General features: G+C 70.1%; 19 protein-coding genes and 3 tRNA genes. 13 read left to right on the top strand and 9 right to left on the bottom strand.

Going from position 1 to position 19,255, the window contains the following annotated elements; translation table 11 throughout:
* Nucleotides 1-70: 70 nt before the first annotated feature.
* The 4 genes from rpmG to AB0B33_RS07655 all read right to left on the bottom strand — a co-directional run bounded on the left by rpmG (nucleotide 71) and on the right by AB0B33_RS07655 (nucleotide 1,211).
* The gene (gene rpmG / locus AB0B33_RS07670) at nucleotides 71-235 is read right to left on the bottom strand and encodes a 50S ribosomal protein L33 (RefSeq protein ID WP_005152047.1); all 165 of its coding nucleotides are present in this window, start codon (nucleotides 233-235) and stop codon (nucleotides 71-73) included.
* A 49-nt stretch (nucleotides 236-284) separates the two neighbouring features.
* Nucleotides 285-357, bottom strand: a tRNA-Met gene (locus tag AB0B33_RS07665).
* Between the two features lie 50 nt (nucleotides 358-407).
* A tRNA-Thr gene (locus AB0B33_RS07660) sits at nucleotides 408-480 on the bottom strand.
* A gap of 80 nt (nucleotides 481-560) precedes the next feature.
* The gene (locus tag AB0B33_RS07655; protein WP_360768133.1) at nucleotides 561-1,211 is read right to left on the bottom strand and encodes an EAL domain-containing protein; all 651 of its coding nucleotides are present in this window, start codon (nucleotides 1,209-1,211) and stop codon (nucleotides 561-563) included.
* 237 nt (nucleotides 1,212-1,448) lie between these two features.
* Here AB0B33_RS07655 and AB0B33_RS07650 point away from each other — a divergent pair, with 237 nt between their 5' ends.
* From AB0B33_RS07650 to lon, 3 genes are all read left to right on the top strand, one after another.
* Nucleotides 1,449-2,387, top strand: a complete 939-nt coding sequence (locus tag AB0B33_RS07650; RefSeq protein WP_247015176.1) for a GNAT family N-acetyltransferase — start codon at nucleotides 1,449-1,451, stop codon at nucleotides 2,385-2,387.
* A 70-nt stretch (nucleotides 2,388-2,457) separates the two neighbouring features.
* Nucleotides 2,458-3,312 (top strand): SAM-dependent methyltransferase, encoded by an 855-nt coding sequence (locus tag AB0B33_RS07645; RefSeq protein WP_360768129.1) that lies wholly within the window; start codon nucleotides 2,458-2,460, stop codon nucleotides 3,310-3,312.
* A 315-nt stretch (nucleotides 3,313-3,627) separates the two neighbouring features.
* The gene (gene lon / locus AB0B33_RS07640) at nucleotides 3,628-6,030 is read left to right on the top strand and encodes an endopeptidase La (protein WP_360768126.1); all 2,403 of its coding nucleotides are present in this window, start codon (nucleotides 3,628-3,630) and stop codon (nucleotides 6,028-6,030) included.
* Nucleotides 6,031-6,100: 70 nt separating this feature from the next.
* Here lon and AB0B33_RS07635 read toward each other — a convergent pair whose 3' ends face one another.
* Together AB0B33_RS07635 and AB0B33_RS07630 are read right to left on the bottom strand one after the other, a co-directional pair.
* Nucleotides 6,101-6,853: a class I SAM-dependent methyltransferase gene (locus AB0B33_RS07635; protein ID WP_360768123.1), complete on the bottom strand. Its 753-nt coding sequence runs from the start codon at nucleotides 6,851-6,853 to the stop codon at nucleotides 6,101-6,103.
* Between the two features lie 233 nt (nucleotides 6,854-7,086).
* A tRNA-Tyr gene (locus AB0B33_RS07630) sits at nucleotides 7,087-7,169 on the bottom strand.
* 129 nt (nucleotides 7,170-7,298) lie between these two features.
* Between AB0B33_RS07630 and AB0B33_RS07625 the strand changes: the two genes are divergently transcribed.
* Nucleotides 7,299-7,790, top strand: coding sequence for a YajQ family cyclic di-GMP-binding protein (locus tag AB0B33_RS07625; RefSeq protein WP_247015184.1), 492 nt, complete (start codon nucleotides 7,299-7,301; stop codon nucleotides 7,788-7,790).
* A 36-nt stretch (nucleotides 7,791-7,826) separates the two neighbouring features.
* On the opposite strand, the gene AB0B33_RS07620 is transcribed toward AB0B33_RS07625, so the two are convergent.
* Nucleotides 7,827-8,489, bottom strand: coding sequence for a hypothetical protein (locus tag AB0B33_RS07620; protein ID WP_360768120.1), 663 nt, complete (start codon nucleotides 8,487-8,489; stop codon nucleotides 7,827-7,829).
* Nucleotides 8,490-8,685: 196 nt separating this feature from the next.
* On the opposite strand from AB0B33_RS07620, the gene AB0B33_RS07615 reads away from it, so the two are divergent.
* Both AB0B33_RS07615 and rfbA read left to right on the top strand, forming a co-directional pair.
* Nucleotides 8,686-9,822, top strand: coding sequence for a sialidase family protein (locus AB0B33_RS07615; protein WP_247015188.1), 1,137 nt, complete (start codon nucleotides 8,686-8,688; stop codon nucleotides 9,820-9,822).
* Nucleotides 9,823-9,897: 75 nt separating this feature from the next.
* Complete coding sequence (gene rfbA, locus AB0B33_RS07610) at nucleotides 9,898-10,779, top strand: glucose-1-phosphate thymidylyltransferase RfbA (RefSeq protein ID WP_247015191.1); 882 nt, start codon at nucleotides 9,898-9,900, stop codon at nucleotides 10,777-10,779.
* Here the strand turns inward: rfbA and htpX are convergent.
* Nucleotides 10,776-11,636, bottom strand: a complete 861-nt coding sequence (gene htpX / locus AB0B33_RS07605) for a zinc metalloprotease HtpX (RefSeq protein WP_360768116.1) — start codon at nucleotides 11,634-11,636, stop codon at nucleotides 10,776-10,778. The two genes, rfbA and htpX, sit on opposite strands and share 4 nt — an antisense overlap.
* A 132-nt stretch (nucleotides 11,637-11,768) precedes the next feature.
* On the opposite strand from htpX, the gene AB0B33_RS07600 reads away from it, so the two are divergent.
* Nucleotides 11,769-12,737: a YncE family protein gene (locus AB0B33_RS07600; RefSeq protein ID WP_360768113.1), complete on the top strand. Its 969-nt coding sequence runs from the start codon at nucleotides 11,769-11,771 to the stop codon at nucleotides 12,735-12,737.
* A gap of 40 nt (nucleotides 12,738-12,777) precedes the next feature.
* A complete protein-coding gene (locus tag AB0B33_RS07595) occupies nucleotides 12,778-13,653 on the top strand; it encodes an LLM class F420-dependent oxidoreductase (RefSeq protein ID WP_247015197.1) in 876 nt (291 codons plus the stop codon).
* A gap of 58 nt (nucleotides 13,654-13,711) precedes the next feature.
* Here AB0B33_RS07595 and AB0B33_RS07590 read toward each other — a convergent pair whose 3' ends face one another.
* Nucleotides 13,712-14,080 (bottom strand): YrdB family protein, encoded by a 369-nt coding sequence (locus tag AB0B33_RS07590; protein WP_360768110.1) that lies wholly within the window; start codon nucleotides 14,078-14,080, stop codon nucleotides 13,712-13,714.
* Nucleotides 14,081-14,277: 197 nt separating this feature from the next.
* On the opposite strand from AB0B33_RS07590, the gene AB0B33_RS07585 reads away from it, so the two are divergent.
* The 5 genes from AB0B33_RS07585 to AB0B33_RS07565 are packed head-to-tail and all read left to right on the top strand — an operon-like array spanning nucleotide 14,278 to nucleotide 19,252.
* Nucleotides 14,278-15,510: a class I SAM-dependent methyltransferase gene (locus AB0B33_RS07585; RefSeq protein WP_360768107.1), complete on the top strand. Its 1,233-nt coding sequence runs from the start codon at nucleotides 14,278-14,280 to the stop codon at nucleotides 15,508-15,510.
* Between the two features lies 1 nt (nucleotide 15,511).
* Nucleotides 15,512-16,303, top strand: a complete 792-nt coding sequence (locus AB0B33_RS07580; RefSeq protein ID WP_247015203.1) for a glucose-1-phosphate cytidylyltransferase — start codon at nucleotides 15,512-15,514, stop codon at nucleotides 16,301-16,303.
* Nucleotides 16,300-16,947 (top strand): PIG-L deacetylase family protein, encoded by a 648-nt coding sequence (locus AB0B33_RS07575; RefSeq protein WP_247015205.1) that lies wholly within the window; start codon nucleotides 16,300-16,302, stop codon nucleotides 16,945-16,947. Before AB0B33_RS07580 ends, AB0B33_RS07575 begins: the two co-directional genes overlap by 4 nt.
* 5 nt (nucleotides 16,948-16,952) lie before the next feature.
* Complete coding sequence (locus AB0B33_RS07570) at nucleotides 16,953-17,972, top strand: SDR family oxidoreductase (protein WP_360768103.1); 1,020 nt, start codon at nucleotides 16,953-16,955, stop codon at nucleotides 17,970-17,972.
* Entirely contained in the window at nucleotides 17,972-19,252 is a 1,281-nt protein-coding gene (locus AB0B33_RS07565) for a DUF4910 domain-containing protein (protein WP_360768101.1), read from the top strand. The genes AB0B33_RS07570 and AB0B33_RS07565 overlap by 1 nt, the downstream gene beginning before the upstream one ends.
* The last annotated feature ends 3 nt before the right edge of the window (nucleotides 19,253-19,255 follow it).

Below are 19,255 nucleotides of genomic sequence, written 5' to 3'. Positions count from 1 at the left end.
GGCTACCAACAGCAAAGAGCCGCCCAGGTGGTCCTGGGCGGCTCTTCGAAGCTGGTGTGAACGCGCTACGTCAGCGGGTTTCCTTGTGCGTCCGGTGCGTACCGCAGTTCGGGCAGAACTTCTTCATCTCCAGGCGATCCGGGTTGTTGCGCCGGTTCTTCTTGGTGATGTAGTTGCGGTGCTTGCACTCTTCGCACGCCAGCGTGATCTTGGGTCGCACGTCGGTGGCAGCCACAGCGTTTCCTTCTCTCTCAGGTCCGGGGGCCAGCCCCGTCGTTACCGCGTAGCGGTGGCCGGACTTGAACCGGCGACACAGCGATTATGAGCCGCTTGCTCTGCCAACTGAGCTACACCGCCCTTACATGACCCAAGCCGCGACACGCAGGCGTGACGCGGCTGAGGTCGTGAGCCCCTTTACGGAATCGAACCGTAGACCTTCTCCTTACCATGGAGACGCTCTGCCGACTGAGCTAAAGGGGCCTGGCCTCTCGCGAGGACTTGGAAAGGTTAGCAAGCCCCGTCACCCGGCCGTGCAACCGGGGTCGATTAACCCGAAAACCTCAGGTCAGCAGGGTCAGCACGGTCTCCGAGTGCCGCCCCGGCGAGCGCGCGGTGCGGGCCTGCAGCCACGCCTCCAGGCGGTCTTCCGGCAGCGGCCGCGAGATCAGGTAGCCCTGCGCGACGTCGCAGCCCATCGCCTCCAGCTGGTCGCGGGCGACGTCCTCCTCGACGCCCTCCGCCACCACCGTGAGCCCGAGCGAGTGGCCGAGCTCGACGATCGAGCGGACCACCGCGAGGTCGCCGAGGTCGGTGCCCATGCCGATGCCGGCGACCAGGTGCGCGGCCAGCACGACTTCGAACGGCGCGACGAAGAACCCGATGACGAGCGGGATCTCGGTGAAGGAGATGGTCCACGAGATGCCGCTGCGGACGTCGACGTTGATGCCGAGCTGTTCGGCGAGCAGGAACGCGACCGCGAGAACCGGCCCGATCCAGAGCAGCTTGCTGTCCCAGTGGAACGGTTGCCACGAGCCGACGGCGAACGCGGCGACGAGCCCGAGGCTCAGCACCGCGAAGGTGTACACGCGGAAGCGGCGTTCGTCCGTGCGGGCTTCGGCGGAGGCGGCGGGTTGGGGTGGTGTCCCGGAAGCGGCTCCCGGCCCGGGCTGCGCCTGCGCGACGGCGTCGCCGTGGGCGTTGGTGTCCGGCATCCGACCTTCCCTCCCAGCTTGTCCACCGGTGTTGATCCGTGACTTCGGGTGTGGACAAGGGCCATACCGTACCCCGTAGGGCGTACCCGTGTCCCTTTCGAGACAGTAGGAGATCACCCCAGGGTTAACAATGCCTCGAACGCGCTGACCTGCGTGGACCAAGGGGTGAAACATCGGGTGGCGAACCAGGGGTCGGTCCTCTGCGCACGTCGTCCCGGGTAGCGCTTCAATGAACCCATGCACAGCGACGTGATAGCCACCGAACACGCGGCCCGGCTCGCGGCGGTGGATCCCCTGCTCCCCGGTTCCTCTCCCTTCGAAGCGGCCGAAAGCGCGGTGGTGCTGGAGGTCGCGACCGCCGGCTCGGCCGCTTCCGGCCTCGCCTCGCGCATCCAGGTCGACCAGGACGCGCCGAACGCGCCGTGGCGGGCGTTGACCGAGCACCGGCTCGACCTCCAGCTCGCCGGCCCGCAGCCGGCGGCCGCCCTCGACGCCCTCCTCACCCGATGGGATGAACATCTGCGCGCGGTCGCCGAGCGCGGCGACACCGAGACCGCGGCGATCGTGCCGCGCGCGAGCCGGGACGCCGCCGGCACGCGGGAAATGCTGCACCACGGGTTCGCCCCGCTGCGGGTGGTCGCGGTCCGCCCGGCGGACCGGATGATCCCGGCCGGCCCGCGCGGCACGCCCGGCGTCAAGATCCGCCGCGCCGAGCCCGGCGACCTCGAAACCGCCGTCGAGCTGGGCCTGGAGCTGCACACCTTCGACGCGCAGTACGGCACGGTCAACTTCCGCAAGGGCATCGAGGACATCATGGCCAAGGACCTGGCCGAGCAGCTGGCCCGGCCGGAGCCGCCGCTGTGGATCGCCGAGCTGTACGGCCGTCCGCTCGGCATGGTCAACGTCCAGCACCCCGGCGAGACCGGCTGGATCAGCGACCGCGTCAAGGCGTCCCGCGTCGGCTACCTCTCTTCGCTGGCCGTCGCGGAGACGGCGCGGTCGTCCGGTGTCGGTACCGCGCTGGCCACGCACGCCCACCACGTCCTGGACGAAGAAGGCGCCGACGTCGTCCTCCTGCACCACGCGGCGGCGAACCCGCTGTCGACGCCGTTCTGGTACGCGCAGGGCTACCGACCGCTGTGGACGTACTGGCAGCGCCGGCCGGCCGTTCGCTGAACGACTGGCGGCTTACCCCGGCCGGCCGGTCCTTATAGGCTGGTCCCGCGAGGAGCGAGGGGAGCCGGGAGTGAGCGACCAGCGGGATTCGGCGCCGAGAGCGCCCGAGGGCGTCGACACCGAAAAGCCGTCCGCGGCCCGGATCTACGACTGGTACCTGGGCGGCACCCAGAACTGGGCCGTGGACCGCGAGTTCGGCAGGCGCATGGAGCAGCAGTGGCCGCTGGTGCGCCCCGGCTCGAAGCAGAACCGCGAGTTCATGAACCGCGCGGTCCGGGCGGCCCTGCGCGCGGGGATCCGCCAGTTCATCGACCTCGGCTCCGGCGTCCCGACGGCGGGCAACGTGCACGAGGTCGTCGAGGCCGAGCTGCCCGACGAGCACGACGCGAAGGTGGTGTACGTCGACTACGAGCCGGTCGCGGTCGCGCACGCGACGCTGATCCTCGAAGAGGAGGCCGCGACCGACTGGGCCGGCATCGTCCAGGCGGACATGCGGGACGCGAAGGCCGTCCTGCGCGCCGAGGAGACGAAGCGGCTCATCGACTTTTCGCAGCCGGTCTGCCTGATGATGATGGCGGTGCTGCACTTCGTCGGCCCGGACGACGACCCCGAAGGCATCCTGGCGGCGTACCGCGACAAGCTCGCACCGGGCAGCTGGCTGGCGATTTCCCAGATGAGCGAGGGCGACGGCACAGGCCCGCACCTCGACGGGCTGCGCTGGTTCGTCGAGCAGTACCGCAAGACGAGCAACCCGGTGTGGCTGCGCGACCGCGACGAGATCGAGCCGCTGTTCGGCGACTGGCCACTGCTCGAGCCGGGCATCGTGCACCTGCCGGACTGGCGGCCGGACCGGAAGCTGAACGCGCTGGAGGCGGAAGCGCGTCCGTTCGCTTGGTGCGGCATCGCGGCCCGACCAACCCCCTGACCTGCAGCCGCGCCGATCGTCCCGCCGCGGTACTCGCTGATCGACCGGGCCGAGCCGGCGTGGCCGCGTCCGGCGGTCGAGCTCTTGCCCTGAATTCGGCGACCAGCCGCTGCCGTCGCCGGAGATCAGGGCGTTGCCGGGTTGGCGGCCCGACCCGCAGCACCGAGGCCCGCCCGCTCGCTTGGTGCGGCATCGCGGCCCGACCAACCCCCTGACCTGCACTTTCCCTGATCGCTGTGGGCGAACGCACCATCGGAAACAAACACACCCATCGGAGAGTTGAGCTAGGCAGACTCAACTAACCGAGGAGTGCACATGTCCGACACCCGCCTCCTGCCCGTGCTCCCGCTCGATGACGACGTCGTGCTGCCGGGCATGGTCGTCCCGCTCGACCTCACCGACACCGAGACGCGGGCCGCGGTGGAGTCCGCCCAGGCGAACACCCCGAGCCAGGCTTCCTTCCCCGGCATCCGGTCGACCGGCGCCACCAAGGCCGAGGTCCTCATCGTCCCGCGCGTCCACGGCGAGTACGCCGAGTTCGGCACCGTCGCCACGGTCGAGCGCATCGGCCGCGTGCCCGGTGGCAAGGCCGCCGTGCTGCTGCGCGGCACGTCCCGCGCGCTCGTCGGCCGGATCGCCGACGGCCCCGGCGCCGCCCGCTGGGTGCACGCCGAGGACGCCCCCGAAACCACGAACGACCGGACCGCGCCGCTCGCGGCCGAGTACAAGGCCGTCGTCATCTCGATCCTCCAGCAGCGCGGCGGCTGGCAGCTGATCGACGCCGTCCAGCAGGTCGAAGACGGCTCCGCGATCGCCGACCTGTCCGGCAACGCGCCGTACCTCGACACCGACCAGAAGCTCGAGCTGCTGACCACGCTCGACGTCAGCGCGCGCCTGGAGAAGGCGCTCGAGTGGAGCAAGGAGCACCTGGCCGAGCTCGAGGTCACCGACACCATCCGCAAGGACGTCGCCGAGGGCATGGAGAAGCAGCAGAAGGAGTTCCTGCTGCGCCGCCAGCTCGAGGCCATCCGCAAGGAGCTCGGCGAGCTCGACGGCACCGCGCAGGACGACGACTACCGCGCCCGCGTCGAGGCCGCCGAACTGCCCGACGCCGTCAAGAAGGCCGCGCTGGCCGAAGTGGACAAGCTGGACCGCACGTCCGAGCAGTCCCCCGAAGGCGGCTGGATCCGCACCTGGCTGGACACCGTCCTGGAGCTGCCCTGGAACGAGCGCACCGAGGACGTCTACGACATCGCGGGCGCGCGGGCGGTGCTCGACGCCGACCACGCCGGTCTCGACGACGTCAAGGAACGCATCATCGAGTACTTGGCCGTGCGCAAGCGCCGCGCGGAATCGGGGCTCGCCCCGGTCGGCGGACGGCGTTCCGGCGCGGTGCTCGCCCTCGCGGGCCCTCCCGGGGTCGGCAAGACGTCGCTGGGTGAGTCCGTCGCGAAGGCCATGGGCCGCAAGTTCGTCCGCGTCGCGCTCGGCGGCATCCGCGACGAGGCGGAGATCCGCGGGCACCGCCGCACGTACGTCGGCGCGCTGCCCGGCCGGATCGTCCGCGCCATCAAGGAAGCCGGCTCGATGAACCCGGTCGTGCTGCTCGACGAGATCGACAAGGTGGGCGCCGACTACCGCGGCGACCCGACCGCGGCGCTGCTCGAAGTGCTGGACCCGGAGCAGAACCACACGTTCCGCGACCACTACCTCGAGGTCGAGCTGGACCTGTCCGACGTCGTGTTCCTGGCGACGGCCAACGCGCTCGAGACCATCCCCGGCCCGCTGCTGGACCGCATGGAGCTCGTCACGCTGGACGGCTACACCGAGCACGAGAAGGTCACCATCGCCCGCGACCACCTGCTCCCCCGCGAGCTGGAGCGCGCCGGCCTGGGCACCGCCGACGTGGTGCTGACCGACGCCGCGTTCAGCCGGATCGCCACCGAGTACACCCGCGAGGCGGGCGTGCGCAACGCGAACCGGACCATCGCGAAGGTGCTGCGGAAGATCACGACCAAGGTCGCGCTGGACGAGGTTTCGCTGCCGCTGACGGTGGACGCGCCCGATCTGGACACCTACCTCGGCCGTCCGCGGCACATCCCGGAGTCGTCGCTGCCGGCCTCGACCCAGCGCACGGCGACCCCGGGCGTGGCGACTGGCCTGGCGGTCACCGGCGCCGGCGGTGACGTCCTCTACATCGAGGCGTCGCTGGCCGACGAGGAGTCCGGCGCGTCCGGGCTGCAGCTGACCGGCCAGCTCGGCGACGTGATGAAGGAGTCGGTGCAGATCGCGCTGTCCTACCTGCGTTCGCACGGCGCGGAGCTGGAGCTGCCGGTGGGCGACCTGAAGAAGCGCGGCATCCACGTGCACGTCCCGGCGGGCGCGGTCCCGAAGGACGGGCCGTCGGCGGGCGTCACGATGACGACGGCGCTGGCGTCGCTGCTCTCGGGCCGCGTGGTCCGCTCCGATGTGGCGATGACCGGTGAGGTGTCGCTGACCGGCCGGGTGCTCCCGATCGGCGGCGTCAAGCAGAAGCTGCTGGCCGCGCACCGGGCGGGGATGAAGACGGTGATCATCCCGCAGCGCAACGAGCCGGACCTCGACGACGTCCCGGCCGAGGTGCTGTCCCAGCTGGACGTCCACGCGGTGGCGAACGTCCGCGAGGTCCTCGACCTCGCACTGACCACCGCGTCCGCGCCGGTTCCCCAGGCGGCGTAACCCCGAGCGCCGCCACCCGACGAACGGCCGGTTTCCCCTTCCCCCGGGGAAACCGGCCGTTCGCGTGTGGTCAGAGCCGCCGGGCGGCGATCAGGTACCCGGTGCCGAGCCGTCCCACGGCACCGCGGCCGACCGTCCTCTCCGGACGGTCAGGCGGACGCCGCACGAGGCGGTCGAGCGGCGGCACCAGCGCGGTCACGTCGTAGTACAGCGTGTCTTCGGGTTGCAGCCCGGCGCGCCACAGCTCGTGGCGCAACCGCCGCGGCGCGTAAGCCTTGATGCCGGTGCGGCGCGCCGGCCAGTACAGCCCCCATTCGACGAGCCGGTAGGGACTGCGCGGGTTGAGCATGGTGACGACGGCGAGCCCGCCGGGCCGGACCACCCGCGCGATTTCGTGCAACGCCGGCCCGATGTCCACGTATTCGAGCACGCCCATGGCGAGCGCGATGTCGAAAGCGCCGTCCGCGAACGGCATTTCCCCGATGTCGCCGACGGCGAATTCCGCTTCTTTCCCGGCCCGTTCCCGGGCCGCGTCGACCATGGCGGCGGACCGGTCGCACCCGGTGACGGCGAAGTCCCCCGGCCGCCCGTCGAGCAGGTGCCGCACCATCATCCCCGGCCCGCACCCGACGTCGAGCAGCGCGCCACCGCACCGCCTTTCGAGCACCCGGTCCACGGCGTGCAGCCGGGACCGGTGGTACCGCGCGGTCGGCCCCGGCCCGGAGTAGCCGTCGGCGTAGTCGCCGACGAGCCGGGCATCGGCGTACTGGACCCGCACGAGCTGCTCGCGCGTCGGGCGTTCGAGCATCCCGGGTACCGGCATGTGCACCTCCATTGTCGACCCCTGCCCCCTGCGGTGGTCGGGCCGGTCACGGGCGCCGTTACCGATTCACGGAAGTATTTCGAAATGCAGGCGAAAGGGGGAACGAATCTTCACCCGTTGCGCGGCTGAATGCCCGCCGAATCGCGGGGACTCGGTATTATTCGGCAATTCGCACAATCGCGGCATAGCAGACGACCCCGTGACCGAGCGGTCACGGGGTCGTCGTCATGGGGTGGCGGGTGAGGGATTCGAACCCCCGTAGGCGTAAGCCAACTGGTTTACAGCCAGTCCCCTTTGGCCACTCGGGTAACCCGCCAAGGCCGGGCGAACCGGCCGGGGAGAAGCTTACCCAACGGGTCCGGACGGGGGTCAACCGGGATACCCGTGGCCCGGTGGGGGCTAGGCTGGGTGGCCCCTGACAAGCGAGTACGAGGTGTGAGGACACGTGGCGGATCCCTCTTTCGACGTCGTGAGCAAGGTCGACCGCCAGGAGGTGGACAACGCGCTCAACCAGGCGAGCAAGGAGCTCGGAACGCGGTTCGACTTCCGCGGCACGGGCACGACGATCAACTGGTCCGGCGAGGAGGCGATCGCGATCGAGTCCGAGACCGAGGAGCGCGCCCTGGCCGCGGTCGAGGTCTTCAAGGAGAAGCTGATCAAGCGCAGCATCTCCCTGAAGGCGTTCGAAGCGGACGAGCCGGCCCTCTCGGGCAAGATCTACAAGATCGGCGGCAAGATCCTCCAGGGCATCGCTTCGGACAAGGCGAAGCAGATCGCGAAGTTCATCCGCGACGAAGGCCCGAAGGGCGTCCAGGCCCAGATCCAGGGCGACCAGCTGCGGGTTTCGGGCAAGAAGAAGGACCAGCTGCAGGACGTGATCGCGTTGCTGAAGGGCAAGGACTTCGAGATCGCGCTGCAGTTCACGAACTACCGCTGACGTCACCGCGGGCACCCGGCGGCACCGGGTGCCCGCTCAGGACGGCGTCAACGTCCAGCTCGCCTCGTACCCCGACACCTTCAGGTACCCGGGCCCCCGCACATCCCGCTCCACCTGCACGTCACCGATCTGGTTCAGCAGCAGGTCGCGGAAGTCCCCCGCGTTGATCCACAGCGCGATGTTCCCCCGCGTCTTGGCCGTGAACCGCACCTTCGACACCCCGGCCGGCAGGCGCAACACGGCCTCGCCCTTGCCCTTCGACTCCTGCCCCGCCGCCGTCGACGGCAGGCTGCGGAAGTCCGAGATCGTCGCCGTCCACGCCGCGTTCGCGTGCACCGTCACCCGCTTCGTCGGCCGGCCCTCGTACGTGTTCAGCCACGTCGTGCCCTTGTACGCGCCGATCGCGTTGACCAGGCCGTGCTCGCCGCCGTCCGAGTCGATGATCACGTTCGACGAGCACTTCGGGCAGTCGAACGTGAAGAAGCCCATCTGGTCGGCCGGCCAGCTGGTCTCGAACTCGCCGCTGCCCTTGCCCGTGTGCGTCTCCGTCGGCACTTCACGAGGCGCCGGGGGCGCGGTCGACGTCGGCATCTGCACGGAGCCGCCGGACGACGCCTCCTCGATCGTCCCGTAGCCGACACCGGGCGTGCACCCCGCCGCCAGGACCAGGACGAGCGCGCCGAACAGCCGTAGTTTCATCGTTCCCCCTCGGGGCCACCACCGGCCCCCCGTGATCTTTCGACGGCCCCCACCTCCGCGTTACCGTCACGGGCCGCGACTCGGTCACCCGATGGCGCACAGCAAACCCCCCGAACGCGCTAATGAGCCGTGTGACTGTCCACGGCGGACCCGATCAGCGTGTTGTAATCGCGCGATCACCGTGGAGAGGGTCCGGATGCGCCGCTTTCTCGTCTTCGTGCTGCCGCTGACGCTCATCGCGACGCTGCTCACCCCCGCGAGCGCCGCCGAGCGCCGTCAGCTCGTGCCCGGCTACGGCTCCTACGCCCGGCTCATCCGGCTCGACCACTCCGTCATCGGCCGCGGGCGCATCATCGCCACGCTGACCAGCGAAGACGCCGGCGGCAAGTTCACCCCGGTGCTGGAGAGCACCGACGAGGGCGAGTCCTTCCACGAGATCGGCGAGATCCACGACCCCGACGGCCGGTACGGCATGTGCTGCGGCACCGTCTACGAGCTGCCGCAACGCGTCGGCAAGCTCCGCGCCGGCACGCTGCTGTGGGCCGCGTCCTACCGGCAGGACGCCGGGCCGCAGCGCCGCGTCGGGATCCGGATCTGGGCCAGCAAGGACGGCGGCCGCGCGTGGAGCTTCCTGTCCGAAGCCGCGCGGTCGCACAACATCGACGGCATCTGGGAGCCCGAGTTCACCGTCGACGCCGGCGGCACGCTCTGGCTGCACTACGCCGACGAGACGCAGGCGCCGAAGTACGCGCAGGTGCTCAACCGGGTCGCCTCGACCGACGGCGTGACCTGGGGCACCAAGCAGCTCACCCTGGCGATCCCGCCGGACCGCGTCCGGCCCGGCATGCCGATCATCCGGCGGCTGCCCGACGGCCGCTTCTACTTCGCCTACGAGATCTGCAACTACCGCGACCGCTACTGCGACCCGTACTTCAAGATCTCGGCCGACGGCGCCAACTGGGGCAGCCCCACCGACCCGGGCACCCGGGTGAACACCGCCAACGGCAACTACTTCCAGCACGCGCAGACGATCACGCTGTTCCCCGGCGGCCCGAACGGCGTGCGGATCGTCATGGTCGGGCAGATCTACACCAACGCCAAGGGCCAGCCGCAGCCGAACAACGGCCAGGTCCTGCTGGCGAACGACGACTTCGGCAGCGGTCACTGGTACGAGCTGCCCGCTCCCGTGCACATCACCGGTATCTACAACAACTTCTGCCCCAACTACTCCTCGACGCTGCTGCCGGTCGACGACGGCCGGAACGTGCTGGAGGTCGCCACCGAGTACAACCTGGGCTGCAAGGCCTACTTCGGCAAAGGACCGGCCTTCTAGCGCTTCTCGATCGGCCGGTCCGGCCCAGCCCGTAGGGTGGGGACCCAGTCGTGGCCGAGGAGAGGGAGGCAGTTCATGAAGGGCATCGTGCTGGCCGGAGGCAGCGGGACCCGCCTGCACCCGATCACCCAGGCGGTGTCGAAGCAGCTGCTGCCGGTCTACGACAAGCCGATGGTCTACTACCCCATCTCGGTGCTGATGCTGGCCGGGATCCGCGAGATCCTGATCATCTCCACCCCCACCGACCTGCCGATGTTCCGCCGGCTGCTGGGCAGCGGCGACCAGTTCGGCGTCTCGTTCTCCTACGCCGAGCAGCCCAGCCCGAACGGGCTGGCCGAGGCGTTCGTGATCGGCGCGGACTTCATCGGCGGCGACGACGTGGCGCTCGTGCTCGGCGACAACATCTTCTACGGGCAGGGCTTCTCCAGCCGCCTGCAGCAGGCCGTGCGCGAGCTCGACGGCTGCGTCCTGTTCGGCTACCCGGTGAAGGACCCCGAGCGCTACGGCGTCGGCGAGGTAGGCCCGGACGGGAAACTGCGCACGATCGAAGAAAAGCCCGCGAAGCCGCGTTCGAACAAGGCGATCACCGGGCTGTACTTCTACGAAAACGACGTCGTCGACATCGCGCGCTCGCTGAAGCCGTCGAAGCGCGGCGAGCTGGAGATCACCGACGTCAACCTGACCTACCTGCGGCAGGACCGGGCGACGCTGGTCGAGCTCAGCCGCGGGTTCGCCTGGCTCGACACCGGCACGCACGACTCGCTGCTCGAAGCCGGCCAGTTCGTGCAGGTGCTGGAGCACCGGACCGGCGTGCGCATCGCGTGTCTGGAGGAGATCGCGCTGCGGATGGGCTTCATCGACGCCGACGAGTGCTACGCGCTGGGTGCGAAGCTCGCGAAGTCCGGCTACGGCGACTACGTGAAGGCGGTCGCCGTCGCGGCGGGGGCGTCGGCCTAGAGCCCGCCCGGTCCGCGGCGGGCCATCTCCTCGAGCCGCCGGATCCGGTCGGCGATCGGCGGGTGGGTCGAGAACAGTTTGCTCAGGCCCTCGCCGGGGCGGAACGGGTTCGCGATCATCAAGTGCGACTGCGACACCAGCTGCGGCTCGGCCACCAGCGGCCGCGCCCGCGTGCCCGCGTCGAGCTTCCGCAGCGCCGAGGCCAGGCCCAGCGGGTCGCCGGTGAGTTCCGCGCCGGACGCGTCGGCCTGGTACTCCCGCGACCGGCTGACGCCCATCCGGATGACGGCGGCCGCGATCGGGCCGACGAAGATCAGCATCAGGCTGACCAGCGGGCTGCCGTCGCGGTTGTTGCCGCCGAAGAACAGCGCGATGTTCGCGAGCACGCTTATCACGCTGGCCAGCGCGCCGGCGACGCACGAGATCAGGATGTCGCGGTTGTAGACGTGGGACAGCTCGTGCCCGAGCACGGCCCGCAGCTCACGCTCGTCGAGCAGGTCGAGGATGCCGGTGGTGCAGCAGACGGCCGCGTGGCGCGGGCTGCGGCCGGTCGCGAACGCGTTCGGCGCGACGGTCGGGCTCAGGTAGAGCTGCGGCATCGGCTGGCGGGCGACGTGCGCGAGCTCGCGCACGATCCGGTACATCGCCGGCTGCTCGACCTCGGACACCGGCCGCGCCCGCATCGCGCGCAACGCCATCTTGTCCGAGTTGAAGTAGGCGAACGCGTTCATCCCGAGCGCGACGAGCAGGCCGATGATCAGGGCGCCGCGGCCGAAGAGCCCGCTGATCGCGATGATGATCGCCGACAGCAGGCCGAGCAGCAACGCCGTCTTGAGTCCGTTCTGGTGCCCGTGCACGCGCTCGCCTCCGTCCGCTCTGGAAGTGGGTTACCCACTGGAAACAACGCGATCGGGGGACGCGAAGTTCCTTCAGGTGAGCATCGCGCGAGTTACGCTCGGGAGGCGAGTCGATCAAGAGCGGAGGCGCCGATGCGAGGTCGCCAGCTGGGCCGACGGACCCTGTTCGCCCTGGTCACCGCGGGTGCCGGGGCCCTGGTCCTGCCCGGGGCGGCGCGCGCGGAGGAGGTCCGGTCGATCGACGTCGGCGGGTCACCGGCCGGGGTGGCGGTGAATCCCGTCACGGGGCTCGCCTACGTCGCGGATCCCGAGGCCGGGGCCGTGTCCGTCGTCGACCCGGCGAGGGCCGCGGTGGTCGCGCAGGTCCACGTCGGCGGCGAGCCGGGTGACGTCGCCGTGGACGCCAAGGCCGGCCGGATCTACGTCGCGAACCCGCCGGCGGGCACCGTGGTGGTGCTGGACGCCCGCACGCACGACCTGGTGAGCGTGATCGGCGCGGGGACGGGCGCGTCCGCGCTGGCGGTGGACGAGCAGGCCGACCGCGTCTACGCAGCCAGCGGCGGCACCGGCTCGCTCGCGGTGCTCGACGGCGTCAGCTGCACGCTGGCGGCGCTGGTGCCGGGCCCGAAGCCGAGCCTCGCCGGCATCGCCGTCGACCCCGGCCGCAAGCTGGCCTACTGCGCCAGCACCGCGACGGACTCGGTCGAGGTGTTTTCCATCGACAGCGGGAAGTTCGTGGCGAGCGTGCCGGTCGGCGCGCGCCCGACGGCCGTCGCGGTGCACGCGGCGAGCGGCACGGTGTACGTCGCCAACTCCGGCATCCACCACATGTCCATTGTGGACGCCGCAACGCACACCGAGCGCAAGACCGTGTTGCTGCGCAGCGAATCCTCCGCGCTGGCCGTGCACCAGGGCACGAACACGGTGTACACCAACGGCGGCCAGAACGGCCTCAGCCGCGTCGACGGCGCGAGCGGCACGCTGACCGGCGAGCTGTCGCTGGGCGTCAACCCCGGCGACGTCGCGGTCGACCAGCGCACGCGCGCGGTGTGGGTCACCGATCCCCTGAACGGGCGGGTTTCGGTCGTCCGCGATTTCTGAGCCGCCAGCTGGGGCAACTCCAGGTATACGGTCGGGAAGCATGAAACTCGGACTGCAGATCCCCGACTTCACCTGGCCGAACGGGGCGTCCGCGCTGGGCGCCGAACTGGCCGCCGTCGTCCGCACCGCCGACAACGCGGGCTTCGACTCCATCGCCGTGATGGACCACTTCTTCCAGATCGGCGGGGTCGGCCCCGTCGAAAACGACATGCTCGAGGCGTACACGACCCTCGGCTTCATCGCGGCGCACACCGAGCGCGCCAAGCTGCTGACCGTCGTCACCGGCGTCCTCTACCGCCACCCGGGCCTGCTGGCCAAGGCGATCACGACCCTCGACGTCCTGTCGGGCGGCCGCGCGATCCTCGGCATCGGCGCGGGCTGGAACGAGGACGAGTCCCGCGGCCTCGGCTTCCCCTTCCCGCCGGTCGCGGAGCGCTTCGAGCTGCTGGAGGAGAACCTCCAGTACGTGCTGCAGATGTGGGCGGACGGCGACGAGCCGTTCAAGAGCAAGCACTTCGACGCGACGAGGCTGCTGAACGTCCCGCAGGCCCTCTCCGACCCGCGCCCCCCGATCATGATCGGCGGCGGCGGCGAGAAGAAGACGCTGCGGCTGGTCGCGAAGTACGCCGACCAGTGCAACCTGTTCAACAGCCCGGAGCTGGAGCACAAGCTCGACGTCCTCAAGCAGCACTGCGAGAACGAGGGCCGCGACTACGACTCGATCACCAAGACCGTCTACCACATCCTCGACATCGGCGAGGACGGCTCGAAGTCCGGCGAGCTGCTGACCGAGCTGGAGCGCCTGCACGGGCTGGGCATCGACGTGGCCCTGGGCATGGTCCCGCACGTCCACGACCCGGCGGTGCTGGAGAAGTTCGGCACCGAGGTGATCCCGGCCGCGGAGAAAATCGGCTGAGCAATTCCCGCTCGGCAATTTTGCCGGAGCCCTCTGCGCCATTCCGGCGCGGAGGGCTTCAGCCGTCTTTGGCGACGACCCGGGTCAGCGCCGCGACACCGATGCCGACCACCGCCAGGACGATCCCGCTCACCGGCCACCCCACCAGCACGAGGACCACGCCGGCCACCGCGAACAGGGCGAACTCGACCAGGAAGCGGGCCGGCTCCGGGAGCCGTCGGCGGGCCCGCGGGGCGATGAACAGCCCCCAGATCGCCGCGGCCACCAGCGGCAGGAGGACCGCGTCGACGATCGCCAGCGCCACGCCGGTGCCGAGCTGGGTCCCGGCCAGGGCCAAGCCGCCCAGGAGGGCCAGCTCGGTGAGGAAGCGGACCGTCAGCACCACGCCCGCGACGCCGCTCAGGCGGGGCCCCGTCTCCGAAGTCATCCGGCCAGCCTATGACCGGTCCACAGTGGACGTTACGGGTCCGGACGGGTACCCTCGGTGATCTCCGCCACAGTTCGCCGCTCCAGGTTGCGGTTCCGAATCGGTCCACCAGGCTGCCACGCGTCGCTGTAACGACGGTCCGCCCCTGCTCGACGTGTTAAGCGCACATCGCGACCGCGAGCCAAGGAGCCTGGTAGATGACCACATGTCGACTCTGCGGTTCGACAAACACGGCCAGCGTGGTGGACCTCGGGGCCACTCCCCCGTGTGAGCGATTCTTGACCGCCGAACAGCTCGACGAGGCGGAAGCCACCTTCCCGCTCCACCTGAAGGTGTGCACCGACTGCTGGCTCGCCCAGATCCCGCCGCTGATCGACCCCGACGACACCTTCACCGAGTACGCGTACTTCTCGTCGTTCTCGACGTCGTGGGTCGAGCACGCGAAGCGCTTCGTCGACAGCTCCGTCGAGCGGCTCGGGCTCGGCGAGAAATCCTTCGTCGTCGAGGTCGCGAGCAACGACGGTTACCTGCTCAAGCATGTCGTCGGGCACGGCATCCGGTGTCTGGGCGTCGAACCCTCGGTGAACGTCGGGCAAGCCGCGCGCGACGCCGGCGTGCCCACGCTGACGGCGTTCCTCTCCGAGGAAACCGGCCTGCAGGTGCGCGAAGAGCACGGGCCCGCGGACCTCGTCGCCGCGAACAACGTCTACGCGCACATCCCGGACGTCCTCGGCTTCACCAAGGGCCTGCGCGCCCTGGTCGCCGACGACGGCTGGGTCTCCATCGAGGTCCAGCACCTGCTCACGCTGATCGAGAAGAACCAGTACGACACGATCTACCACGAGCACTTCCAGTACTACACGGTCGAATCCGCGCGCCGGGCCCTCGCGACCGGCGGCCTGACCGTGGTCGACGTCGAGCTCGTGCCGACGCACGGCGGGTCGATCCGGCTGTGGGCGCGGCCCGAGGCGGTCGCCGGCGAGCCCAGCGAGCGGATGACCGACGTCCTGGAGCGCGAGAAGGCCGCCGGGCTGCACGAGCTGTCCGGGTACACCGAGTTCGCCGAGCGCGTCACCCGCGTGCGGCTGGACCTGCTGAAGTTCCTCATCGAGGCGCGCAACGACGGGAAGACCGTCGTCGGCTACGGCGCCCCGGGCAAGGGCAACACCCTGCTCAACCACTGCGGCGTCCGGACGGACCTGCTGCAGTACACGGTCGATCGCAACCCGTACAAGCACGGCCGGTTCACCCCGGGCACGCGCATCCCGGTGCTGCCGCCGGAGCGGATCGAAGCCGATCGGCCCGACTACGTGCTCGTCCTCCCGTGGAACCTCCGGGAGGAACTGACCGGACAGCTCTCCTACATCGGTGCGTGGGGCGGAAAGCTCGTGTTCCCGATTCCCCACCTGGAAATCGTCGAGGTGCAGTGAAGTGAAGGTCGTCCTCTTCTGCGGTGGCTACGGGATGCGGATGCGCAACGGCGCGGCCGACGACGTCCCCAAGCCGATGGCGATGGTCGGTCCGAGACCGCTCATCTGGCACGTGATGCGCTACTACGCGCACTTCGGCCACACCGAATTCATCCTGTGCCTCGGCTACGGCGCGGCGCACATCAAGAACTTCTTCCTGAACTACCAGGAAACCATTTCCAACGATTTCATCCTCCGCGACGGCAAGGCGGAGCTGCTCTCGACCGACATCGCCGACTGGACGATCACCTTCGTCCAGACCGGCATCGAGTCGCCGATCGGCGAGCGCCTGCGCCGCGTCCGCGACTACCTCGACGGCGACGAGATGTTCCTCGCGAACTACGCCGACGTCCTGTCCGACGTGCCGCTGCCGGACATGATCGAGCGCTTCAAGAACACCGACGCCGGCGCGTCGATGATGGTCGTGCCGCCGCAGTCGTCGTTCCACTGCGTGGAGATGGACGAGGGCGGCATGGTCGGCTCGATCACCGCGGTCAGCGAAATGCCGCTGTGGGAGAACGGCGGGTACTTCGTGCTACGCCAGGAGGTCTTCGACCACATCCCGGAGAACGGCGACCTGGTCGCCGACGGCTGCGGCGAACTGGCCAAGCGCGGCCGGCTCCTGGCCTACCCGTACCGCGGGTTCTGGAAGCCGACCGACACGGTCAAGGAGCGCGCCGCGCTCGACGACGCCTACACGCACGGCAAGAAGCCCTGGGCGCTCTGGGAGCGGCCCGTCGCGAGCACCGCGTGATCGGGCTGCGGCCGGGACGGCTCGGCGGCGTCGTCGCACTCGGCGCGCACTGCGACGACATCGCGATCGGCGCCGGCGGCACCCTGCTGACGCTGTGCTCGTCGCGGCCGGGGCTGAAGGTCGACGCGCTCGTCCTCTCCGGCGGCGGCACGCCCCGCGAGGACGAGGAGCGAGCCGCGCTGGCCGCGTTCTGCCCGGGCGCGCAGGTCGACGTCACGGTGCTCAAGCTGCCCGACGGGCGGTTCCCGGCGCACTGGGAAGAGGCCAAGAACGCGCTGGAGGAGCTGCGGCGGCGGACCGACCCGGACGTCATCCTGGCGCCGCGGACCGACGACGCCCACCAGGACCACCGCGGCCTCGCGAAGCTGGTGCCGACGGCGTTCCGCGACCACCTGGCGCTGGGCTACGAGATCGTCAAGTGGGACGGCGACCTCGGGGCGCCGTCGGTGTACCAGCCGCTCGACGACGACGTCGCCGAGGAGAAGGTCCGGCTGCTGCAGGAGCACTACGCGTCGCAGCGGCACCGGCCCTGGTACGACCGCGAGGCGTTCCTCGGGCTCGCCCGGATCCGCGGCATCGAAGCCGCCGCGAAGTACGCCGAAGCGTTTTTCGTCAAGAAACTCACTCTCGACCTGAAGGGCTGAATCCGATGCGGGTGTTGCTGACGGGGCACAAGGGCTACCTGGGGACGGTGATGGCCCCGGTGCTCGCCGCCGCCGGCCACGAGGTCGTCGGCCTCGACTCCGGGCTCTTCGAGTCCTGCCTGCTCGGTCCGGTCCCGGCCGACCCGGCCGGGGTGGCCGTCGACCTGCGCGACGTCACCATTTCGCACGTCGAAGGCTTCGACGCGGTGATCCACCTGGCCGCGCTGTCGAACGACCCGCTCGGCTCGCTCGCGCCGGAGCTGACCTACGACATCAACCACCACGCCTCGGTGAAGCTCGCGAAGCTGGCGAAGGAGGCCGGCGTCGGGCGGTACCTCTACGCGTCGACCTGCTCGGTCTACGGCGCCGGCGGCGACAAGCTGGTCAACGAGGACGCCCCGCTGAAGCCGGTGACGCCCTACGCCGAGTCGAAGGTGCGCGTCGAGGCCGACGTCCACGAGCTCGCCGACGACGACTTCACCCCGGTCTACATGCGCAACGCGACCGCGTTCGGCTACTCGCCCCGGCTGCGCGGCGACATCGTGCTGAACAACCTGACCGCGCACGCGCACCTGTCCGGCGAGGTGCTGGTGCTCTCCGACGGCACGCCGTGGCGGCCGCTGGTGCACGCCCAGGACATCGCGCGCGCGTTCACCGCGGCCCTGACGGCGCCCAAGGAAGCCGTGCACAACAAGGCGTTCAACATCGGCACCGAGGACAACAACGTCACCGTCGCCGAGATCGCCCAGGAGGTCGTCGAGGCCGTGCCGGGCTCGACCCTGAACATCACCGGCGAGGCCGGCGCCGACCCGCGCTCCTACCGCGTCGACTTCTCGCGCTTCCGCGCCGCCATCCCGGGCTTCGCCTGCGAATGGTCGGTCAAGGACGGCGCCGTCGAGCTGATCGAGGCGTACCGCAAGTTCGGGCTGACGCGGGAGTCGTTCCAGCAGCTGTTCACCCGGCTCGCCTGGCTGAAGAGCGAAGGCGAAGCCGGCCGCATCGACGACACCATGCGGCGGCGCTAGTGGCGGGCCCGCAGCTGCGGACGGGGGCGGAGCTGCACGCCCTGGTCGAGCGGCTGTACCCGCTCTGCCGCAGCATCACCGGCGACGGTGTGCGGCAGACCCTGGACATCATCGGCGAGCACATCCCGCTGGAGCGGCACGAGGTCCCGACCGGTACGGCGGTGCTGGACTGGACCATCCCGCAGGAGTGGAACATCCGCGACGCCTACGTCGCCGCTCCCTCCGGTGAGCGCGTGATCGACTTCCGGGAGTCGAACCTGCACGTCGTCGGGTACAGCGTCCCGGTGCGGCAGCGGATGCCGCTCAGCGAGCTGCGGGAACACCTGCACACGCTGCCGGACCAGCCGTCGTGGGTGCCCTATCGGACCAGCTACTACGCCCCGGCCTGGGGTTTCTGCCTCGCGCAGGAGAAGCTCGACGCGCTGCCCGACGGCGACTACGACGTCGTCATCGACTCGACCCTCGCCGACGGTTCGCTGACCTACGGCGAGCACGTCGTGCCGGGGCGGGTCACCGACGAGGTCATCGTGTCCTGCCACGTCTGCCACCCGTCGCTGGCGAACGACAACCTGGCCGGCATCGCGGTGGCGATCTCGCTGGCTCAGCAGCTGGCTTCGGAGCAGCCGCACTACACCTACCGCTTCCTGTTCATGCCGGGCACGATCGGCTCGATCACGTGGCTCGCGCGCAACGCCTCGCGCATCGAGAAGGTCAAGCACGGCTTGGTGCTGGCGTGCGCGGGCGACCCGGGACCGCTGACGTACAAGAAGTCCCGCCGCGACGACGCCGAGATCGACCGCGTCCTGCAGCACGTCCTGCGCTCGCGCGAACACCGTGTCGTCGACTTCTCGCCGTACGGCTACGACGAGCGCCAGTTCTGCTCGCCGGGCTTCAACCTCGGCGTCGGGTCCCTGACCCGCACGCCGTACGCGGGCTACCCCGAGTACCACACTTCCGCCGACAACCCGAGCTTCGTTTCCCCGGCGGCCATGGAGGACACGCTCGGCGCTCTGAAGGACGCCTTCGGCGTCCTGGACCGCAACCGCCGGTACGTCAACCTCAGCCCGTACGGCGAGCCCCAGCTCGGCAAGCGCGGGCTGTACGACTCGCTCGGCGGCCGCAGCGACGCCAAGCAGGCCCAGATGGCGATGCTGTGGGTGCTCAACCTCTCCGACGGCGAGCACAGCCTCCTGGACATCGCCGAACGCGCCGGGCTGCCCTTCGACATCGTCGACGTCGCCGCCCGCGCCCTGCACGACGCCGGTCTGGTCAAGGAGTGAGCG

The sequence above is a fragment of the Amycolatopsis sp. NPDC049159 genome, from assembly GCF_040648295.1.
GTDB classification, from domain to species: Bacteria; Actinomycetota; Actinomycetes; order Mycobacteriales; family Pseudonocardiaceae; genus Amycolatopsis; species Amycolatopsis pretoriensis_A.
Note: the sequence above shows the minus strand (reverse complement) of the source record. Positions and strands in the feature narration are given on the sequence as shown.